General features: G+C 62.6%; 10 protein-coding genes. 3 read left to right on the plus strand and 7 right to left on the minus strand.

Annotation, left to right across the window (positions count from 1 at the left end; translation table 11 throughout):
* Window positions 1-286: 286 nt before the first annotated feature.
* Window positions 287-1,393 carry a two-component system sensor histidine kinase NtrB gene (locus ABSB13_RS16080; RefSeq protein WP_428110286.1) on the minus strand — a complete coding sequence of 369 codons (1,107 nt, stop codon included), beginning with the start codon at window positions 1,391-1,393 and terminating at the stop codon, window positions 287-289.
* 249 nt (window positions 1,394-1,642) lie between these two features.
* Here ABSB13_RS16080 and ABSB13_RS16085 point away from each other — a divergent pair, with 249 nt between their 5' ends.
* Both ABSB13_RS16085 and ABSB13_RS16090 read left to right on the plus strand, forming a co-directional pair.
* Window positions 1,643-2,626, plus strand: a complete 984-nt coding sequence (locus tag ABSB13_RS16085) for a transglycosylase SLT domain-containing protein (protein ID WP_428110287.1) — start codon at window positions 1,643-1,645, stop codon at window positions 2,624-2,626.
* A 194-nt stretch (window positions 2,627-2,820) separates the two neighbouring features.
* On the plus strand, window positions 2,821-4,089 hold the full coding sequence (locus ABSB13_RS16090) for a molybdopterin molybdotransferase MoeA (RefSeq protein WP_428110288.1): 1,269 nt from the start codon (window positions 2,821-2,823) through the stop codon (window positions 4,087-4,089).
* Here the strand turns inward: ABSB13_RS16090 and ABSB13_RS16095 are convergent.
* A complete protein-coding gene (locus ABSB13_RS16095; protein ID WP_428110290.1) occupies window positions 4,026-4,286 on the minus strand; it encodes a hypothetical protein in 261 nt (86 codons plus the stop codon). The genes ABSB13_RS16090 and ABSB13_RS16095 overlap by 64 nt on opposite strands.
* Before the next feature lie 127 nt (window positions 4,287-4,413).
* Between ABSB13_RS16095 and ispF the strand changes: the two genes are divergently transcribed.
* Window positions 4,414-4,899 (plus strand): 2-C-methyl-D-erythritol 2,4-cyclodiphosphate synthase, encoded by a 486-nt coding sequence (gene ispF / locus ABSB13_RS16100; RefSeq protein WP_428110291.1) that lies wholly within the window; start codon window positions 4,414-4,416, stop codon window positions 4,897-4,899.
* Between the two features lie 15 nt (window positions 4,900-4,914).
* On the opposite strand, the gene ABSB13_RS16105 is transcribed toward ispF, so the two are convergent.
* The 5 genes from ABSB13_RS16105 to ABSB13_RS16125 form a co-directional block, all read right to left on the minus strand.
* On the minus strand, window positions 4,915-5,379 hold the full coding sequence (locus ABSB13_RS16105; RefSeq protein WP_428110292.1) for a class I SAM-dependent methyltransferase: 465 nt from the start codon (window positions 5,377-5,379) through the stop codon (window positions 4,915-4,917).
* Window positions 5,376-5,582: a hypothetical protein gene (locus tag ABSB13_RS16110; RefSeq protein WP_428110294.1), complete on the minus strand. Its 207-nt coding sequence runs from the start codon at window positions 5,580-5,582 to the stop codon at window positions 5,376-5,378. Before ABSB13_RS16110 ends, ABSB13_RS16105 begins: the two co-directional genes overlap by 4 nt.
* Window positions 5,583-5,835: 253 nt before the next feature.
* The gene (locus ABSB13_RS16115) at window positions 5,836-6,192 is read right to left on the minus strand and encodes an FmdB family zinc ribbon protein (protein ID WP_428110295.1); all 357 of its coding nucleotides are present in this window, start codon (window positions 6,190-6,192) and stop codon (window positions 5,836-5,838) included.
* Window positions 6,193-6,307: 115 nt separating this feature from the next.
* On the minus strand, window positions 6,308-6,898 hold the full coding sequence (locus ABSB13_RS16120; RefSeq protein ID WP_428110296.1) for a hypothetical protein: 591 nt from the start codon (window positions 6,896-6,898) through the stop codon (window positions 6,308-6,310).
* 36 nt (window positions 6,899-6,934) lie between these two features.
* Window positions 6,935-7,389 (minus strand): TatD family hydrolase (locus ABSB13_RS16125; protein ID WP_428110298.1); only part of this gene is annotated, 455 nt, incomplete at its 5' end.

The following is a 7,389-nucleotide window of genomic DNA, read 5'->3' on the forward strand; positions in this document are numbered from 1 at the left end:
AGGCGAGCAAGAACCGGTACCGGCTTCGCTGGCGCGAAGCTGTCCGAGATCCTTCCGCTGCGCTCGCGTTGCTCGCTTCGGTCAGGATGACAGAGAGAGGGCGGTGGTGGTTAGCGCGGTGCAGATTCTGAATCCGGCAAATTTGGTCCCTCACCCGCCGCGCGCGGACGCGCGTCGGCCTCTCCCGACTGACGGGCGAGGCAGGTAAAAAGCCGCGCCGAACGCAGCATCCTAACTGGGGCGAGGCAAAGATCCAAGATTGTTCGCTTCGCTCTGGCGGGATTTCTTATTGCGGGGGTTTGTCGGGGGGCATCATCGGGAGCGTCACTTTGAACGTCATCCCGCCCCTCGATGCGCCCGCGTCCGCGCCCTTGATCTCGACGCCGCCGCGCTGCGCCCACAGTCTGCCACCGTGAAGCGCGATAATTCGCTGGCATAGCACGAGACCTAGGCCGGTTCCGGCCGGCTTGGTGGTGAAGAACGGCGTGAACAGTTGCGTGAGCTGATCTTCGGGGATGCCGACGCCGCTGTCGCTGATCTCGACGCGCAGGAACTGGCGGCGACGCCCCTCGGCGGTCATTCTGAAATCCCGTTCGATTCGCGTATGCAGTCGAATCGTGCCCGACGAGCCGATCGCTTCGGCCGCGTTCTTGATCAAATTGAGGAAGGTTCGTTCCAAGGCGCCTGCGTCGCCGACCACGTCGGGCAGGCTGGGATCGAAATCCTGGAGCACGACGACCCCGTCGGGCGGATCCGGGAACAACCCCGCCATCCTCATCGCCTGGTGCAGCACCATATGTATGTTGACCGGCTCATTCGCCAGGCGCTGCGGCCCACTGACCATCAGCACCTGCTCGACGAGCGAAGCGATCCGGTTGACGCCATCGAGGATCACGCTGCAGTACTGCTGCGCGCGTCCGTCCTCGGGAAACATCCCGGCCATCAGCTCAGCGGCTCCCTTGATGCCCGTCAGGGGGTTCCTGACCTCGTGGGCCAGACCTGCGGGCGATAGTTGCAGGCTCAAGTCGCCGGCGGTCCCCGCCTCGGCGGCGCCTTTTTCGTGAGACAGGTCGTGAAACACGATAATGACCCCGGCGAGCTGTCCCTCGGGGCTCAGCAGGGGGGATACTTCGGCGCGAACCGACAGTTCCCGAGGTCCCGCCGCCAGAACGGTCTCCATGTCTCCAAGCTCCTGACCGCTGGCCAGGCAGGCGCGGACCATCCGGCCCAACCAGTCGTTCTGGCGCACGAGGTCGGCCACGGATTCGGCGCTGACCTGGGAGACCCCGAGCATCGTCTTGGCGGCCGGATTGACCGTCAGCGGTTCCATCGCGGGTGAAAGCACGATGACCGCATCGGTCAGGCTATCGATAATGTCGTGCCAGAGACTCAAATCTACCCCCGGTCAGCCGCCGTCAGGACGGTCGCGCGGTTATAGACCGTAACATAAAGGAGTTGGTCGGGCTAAACATGGACTTCGCGAGTATTTTATTGCCGCTGAACGCAAAAATTCGTGAGCATTTGCAAGGATTATTAAAAATATGACTCTCAGACATTAGGCTTTTTAATAAATTATGCACCGCCGATGGGTTGATCTGGGGCGTATCGGTCGGTACCGTTGGGAACAGCTTATTGGGGGAGAATGCCTAAGACAAAGTCTATCTATCGAGTGTTTGTTGCGCTGATGGCGGCCCTGGTTGTCGCCGGATGGGCGTCCACTTGTGCAATCGCCGACGAACTCGACGGGTCACAGGCTCCGGCTGGGGCATACAACCCGCCGCCGAGCCTGATCGGACAAAACGCAGGCTTTGAGCTCGAGACTCCCGCGGAAGCCGGCGCAAAGCCGATCGGGTCGCAATACGTGCTTCCGCTGCCTCAGGCGGTTGCGCCGTTCCCGATTCTGCTTAATCAGTCCGTTCGCCGCTATGTGTCGGATTTTATGAATTACCCCGACCATCTGCAGGATACCTTCGACCGCAGTCACCCCTACCTGCCCGATATGGTCCGGGTGCTCAGAAGCTATGGCCTTCCCGACGACCTGGTGTACCTGGCCTTCGCCGAAAGCGAATTTTCCAAGCGCGGCAAGGGTCCGTGGCAGTTCAATAGCGATACCGCCAAGCGCTTCGGCCTGCATATCGACAACTACGTCGATGAGCGCCGCGACCCGGTAATGTCCACCAAGGCGGCGGCCGAGTACCTGGCGACCCTGCACGACGCGGCCGGCGACGATTGGCCGGTGACGCTGATCGCGTGGAACAACGGCGACCGGGCGATCGATCGTTATTGGTCGTTGCGCGGCCCCAATATCGAAAAGTTCGGCAATCGGCTGCCGCGGCGGACCCGTGGGCTGCTGGGACGTTTCATGGCCGTCGCGTACATCGCGCATCATGCCGACAGTTACGGAATCACGCCCATCAAGCTCGACGATCCACCGGCGTTCGAGATGCTGCCGGTTCCCGGCGGCACTCCGCTCTCCCGGGTCGCCCTCGATCACGGGACGACTCTCCAGCGCCTGCATGAGCTCAACCCGGCCTTGCTGCGCGACATCGTTCCTCCCTACGAACGGTCGTACAGCGTCCGCGTTCCCGTGGAAACCCACGCCAGCGCGGAACACGTCGAATTCTAGTCCTTTTAGGCTCTTTTCGCTCCGTGCTCTGGACCGGCATTGGCTGGTCGCCGGTCGTTGCTCCAGATCGGAATTGGCCGGTCGCCGATCATTGCTCCAGACCGGCATTGGCTGGTCGCCGATCATTGCTCCAGGCAGGCATTGGCCGGTCGCCGGTTCATTCGTGAGCCGAAGCGGCGTATCCTTCTTTCCTCATGATTAGCGCCGACCAGGCCATCCAAATCGTACTCGACAACGTAACTCCGCTCGGCGTCGAGCGGATTCCAATCGTCACGGCGCTTGGCCGCGTGCTCGCCCAGGATATCAGCTCGCCGCGCGATATCCCCGGCTTCGACAACTCGGCGATGGACGGTTACGCAGTGCGCGCCGCCGATCTTGCCAGGGCGTCGGAGGCCATCCCCGTCAAGCTGACCGTCCTCGAGACCGTGGGCGCCGGCCAGATGCCGGCCCGGCGGGTGAGCGCGGGCGAAGCGGTTCGCACGATGACCGGCGCGCCGATCGCCGAGGGCGCGGACGCAATCGTCCCGGTCGAGCGGACGCGCGGCGGCGGGGGTGTGGTCGAGTTTCTGGTCGCCGCCGAGAAAGGCGATTCCATCCGGCCGCGCGGCGAGGATTTACGCCTGGGCGACCTGGTGATGTCGGCGGGCAGGACGCTTAAGCCGGCGGACCTTGGGATGCTGGCGTCGGTGAATCGCTCGATGGTCGAAGTCATTCGCCGCCCGCGGGTCGCGATCGTTGCGACCGGCGACGAGCTGGTGGACGTCGATCAATCGCCGAGCGGTCCGCAGGTCGTCAATTCCAGCGCCTACGCGCTGGCCGGCGCGATTGCCGAAGCAGGCGCCGAAGCCGTCATCCTCAAAGTGGCGCGCGACGACGCGCGCGAGATTCGCGAGCGGCTGGCCGAGGCGATGACCTTCGACGTGGTGCTATCGACCGGCGGAGTCTCGGTGGGACAGTTCGATCACGTCACCGGCGCGCTCGACGAACTCGGGATGCGCCAGCTTTTTCACGGCGTGGCGCAAAGGCCCGGGCGTCCGCTCAAGTTCGGCACGGTGGGCTACCGCCCGATATTCGGCCTGCCGGGCAATCCCGTATCCACCCTGGTCTGCTTCTACCTGTACGCGCGCCCCGCGATTCTCAAGATGAGCGGGATGCGGCGCGTGGGTCTGCCGCGCATCCAGGCGCGATGCGCCGTCGATATCAAGATCGGCAAGGACGTCACCGAGTTTGTGCGGGTCAGACTCGAGCGCGGCGCGGACGGATGGCTGGCGACGCCGACCGGCAGCCAGGGATCGGGGATTTTAAGCTCGCTCTCGCGCGCCGACGGATTGCTCGTCGGTCCGTCAAGCGAAACCCTGTTGAAGGCCGGCGCCCAGGTGGCCGTGCTGCTGATGCCGTCTTACCGCGACGACGGCGCGGTGGGCGCAGATGAACTGTTCGAGGGCCGCCGCCATAGCCACTGAATCACGATCGTCGCGACGGCGCCGAAAATCGCGGAGCCGATTATCACGGTCGAGAGCTTGAATTGCACAATCACACCGAACGGAAGAAGGTAGAAATCCACCGGCGTCGGATGGAAGTTTGCGTAAATGACGTACGCCACCCACAGGACTACGATCGTGCCGATGATGAATTTCGGGTTCTTGGCAAATGCGGGCATCGCGGGCGATCCTCCTGACGGGTCGATGGGAGAAAGCTTGGCGGCTGAAATAGCGATTGTCAACGCGAGTGGGGCGCAGTGCAAATGATGCGCTGGCGGGATTCATCCCCGCGCGAGGGTTAGAGCAATGGCGACGCGATACCGCGTAGGCAACGGATTCGATTTTCATCCGCTCGAAGCGGGCCGCCGGCTGGTGCTCGGCGGCGTCGAAATCAAGCACGACCAGGGACTCCGCGGCCATTCTGACGCCGACGTCGCGGCGCATGCGCTGGCCAACGCGATCCTCGGCGCGATCGGCGCGGGCGACCTTGGCCGGCATTTTGCCGACAGCGATCCCCGCTACAAAGACGCCAGCTCGATCGCGCTGCTCGAGGCCGTCTGGAAGCTCGCCGGCGGTCAGGGATGGCGGCTGGGCAACGCCGATCTCACGATTTTCGCCGAGAGGCCGAAGCTCAAGCCGTATCTCGATGCGATGCGCGAGCAGCTCGCCGCCGCAATCGGCGCGGATCAATCGCGCGTCAACGTGAAAGCGTCGAGTCCCGAGGGAATCGGCGCGCTAGGACGTGGCGACGGGATGGCCGCGGCGGCGATCGTCATGCTCGAAGCGGATTAGTTGCCGCGATTCGTGCTACTCCGCGACGTACTCGACCATCATCTGATTGACCGGGTGGCCCCAGTCACCGATATATTTCGGACGCCATCCGGCCTTGGCGCCGAAGTCCTCAACCATCGCGCGCGGATATTGGAAACCCCGGTGCGAATGCGATCGGGATGAACCGGGTTTGACGTGCGATCCGTCCGCAATGAGGTAGGTCGCATAGAACCGTCCTCCAGGACTAATGAATCGCCGCATTTTTTCCAGGCACAGGCGGATGTCGGACTCGACAAGATGGGTAAACAGGGACTGCGCGATTGCGAAGTCCGGCCGCTTCGAAAATTTCTCGAATTCGAAACTGCCGGAGACTACGAACTGAGGCGACTTGCGTCGCATCAGCTCCCGGCCCAGCTCCTTCTTGATTCCCAGTCGTATGAGCCGCTTTTCACTGTCGAGGCCCAGGTAATTTCCTTCCTCGAGATACTCGATGAATTTCACCCCCCCCGCAACGCGCCGCATCCGGTGTCGAGCAGGACGTGCCCCGGTTTCAGCCCCATCTTGAGCATGAACTCAAACTGCAGTTGGCCTAACGCGTCCCATTTGCCGCCGACGTATCCCCGATGGCCCGCCAGCCAGATTCCAAGCCGGCCGTCTGGTTTTCCAAGCGCGACAAAAGCTTTTGCCTTTAGCTTCTCTATCATTGCAGGGCGACGCATCTCCGCTTTTCAATAACGGTGTGCACTTCGTGAAGAGACGATGTTACCTCACAGTTTATTCACGGGGAAGGCAGCCGAGCGCAGCGAGACAGGCGAAAGGTTCTGCGTACTAGCGGCGCTTGGCAGGGAGAAGCCGCGCTGCCGGCGCGAGTGAGGGTGCTGATTTCGCGGGGAGAGGCGGCCGACCGCCTAGCGGTCGGTAGGCGAGGGTTCTGCGGCCGCGCACAGCCCAGCCCTGCTAAACGTCGTCGTCGCCCGACCCTTCATCCCCCAAATCACCGCCGCTCTCCAATTCCTCGACCGCTTCGTCGAACTCCGGGCCGTTGAACTCGTCGCCCATCTCCTTGCCCATCCGCTTCATCATCCGCGCCACGCTCCTGGGATCGTTCTCGTCGATGTCGCCCATCTTCGACGGATCCGCGAGCGACTCCATTCGCGACTCCTCGCTACGTGGCATCGCGAACCGCGACATCAGGCGGCGCATTTTCTTTCCGCCGCAATGCGCGCAGACCGCGTCAACCTTTTCGCTGACACGCGTGGTCAGGACGCTGGTCGTGCGGCGGCACTTTTCGCAACGATATTCGTAGATCGGCATCGCCAGCGTATTGTATCCGCTGCCGACGCAAATTTCACGAACAATTCATTTTTACCTGTCAATCGCTTAGATGCGTGATCTTAATCCATTGTAGAAAAGAGCTGTCCGAATCGTGTCATTGCGCGGCCGCAACGTTAGGCAGAGCCGCCAGTTTCGCAATCAATGACTCGATGTTTTTACCGCATGCCCGCATGAGTGCCCGGTATTGGGTGTTGCCGGGGGCAAGGAAAGTGGCCGGGTTGAGAGAAAAGGAATAGGTTGCCGCGATGTCCTCGCTCCAGATGTCGCGATCGCTTTGCGTATCGTTCAGCGCGTACCGGACCGTGATGGTTGCGCCGTAGCCGGCCGGGGCCTGCTGCAGGATCTCGGCCTGCAAGACATAGCGAGACGTGCCAGCGCGCGACACATTTCCGAACAAGGCCGCATCTTGCAAGCCCTCGATCAGCGCCTCGCGAAATGTCTTGGCCCAGATCACTGACGTTCCTAGCACCGAAGCACCCAGCAGCGCGCCAGAGAGCGCCTGCGCGGATGACGCTCCGACCCCGGTGACCGGCGCGACGACCAGGGTTTGACCGGCAAAGCGCGCTTGATTTTGCGAGGGCTTGGCGACCTTCGGTAGCATGTCTGCCGGAACGTAGATCATTTGCGGCGGCACGTCCGCGCATCCGGCGACCATCAGCGCGATAAGCAATACGGCAAATCTCATTTCACTCTTCGATCTCCGGGAATGCGCAAACCGTGCCTACTCTCCGATGCGAAACAGCGCGCGCGCGTTGGCCGTCGTCGATTCGGCTATTTCATCGAACGTAGCGCAGCGCAGATGCGCAATCGCGGCGACCACATCCTTGATCATCGCCGGCTCGGTCAATCGCCCCGCGAACTGGCCGCCGTACGGCCACGGTCCGTCGGTCTCGACCAGCATCCGGTTCGCAGGGATCATCCGGGCGAGATCCCGATCGCGCTCCCGGTAGGCGACCTCGGGCGTCAGCGAAATAAAATATCCGGCGTTGATGATCGCGCGCGTGGTCTGCTCGTCGGACTTATGCCAATGAAAGACCGCGCGCGTCACTTTAGCCTCGCGAATTATCGCGAGCGCGTCGGCGGCGCATCCGTGCGGCGCGTGCAGTATCAGCGGCAGATCCATCGCGGCGGCGAGCTTCGCAAACCGTGCGAGCGTCAGCTTCGCCGCGTCCCGCG

The organism is Binatus sp. (SeqCode), assembly GCF_050013435.1.
GTDB lineage: Bacteria > Desulfobacterota > Binatia > Binatales > Binataceae > Binatus.

Coding starts and splice junctions, on each gene's coding strand:
- ABSB13_RS16120 (WP_428110296.1), bottom strand. CDS start 6,898: ATGAGATTTGCCGTATTGCTTATCGCGCTGATGGTCGCCGGATGCGCG.
- ABSB13_RS16115 (WP_428110295.1), bottom strand. CDS start 6,192: ATGCCGATCTACGAATATCGTTGCGAAAAGTGCCGCCGCACGACCAGC.
- ABSB13_RS16095 (WP_428110290.1), bottom strand. CDS start 4,286: ATGCCCGCATTTGCCAAGAACCCGAAATTCATCATCGGCACGATCGTA.
- ABSB13_RS16090 (WP_428110288.1), top strand. CDS start 2,821: ATGATTAGCGCCGACCAGGCCATCCAAATCGTACTCGACAACGTAACT.
- ispF (WP_428110291.1), top strand. CDS start 4,414: ATGGCGACGCGATACCGCGTAGGCAACGGATTCGATTTTCATCCGCTC.
- ABSB13_RS16085 (WP_428110287.1), top strand. CDS start 1,643: ATGCCTAAGACAAAGTCTATCTATCGAGTGTTTGTTGCGCTGATGGCG.
- ABSB13_RS16110 (WP_428110294.1), bottom strand. CDS start 5,582: ATGATAGAGAAGCTAAAGGCAAAAGCTTTTGTCGCGCTTGGAAAACCA.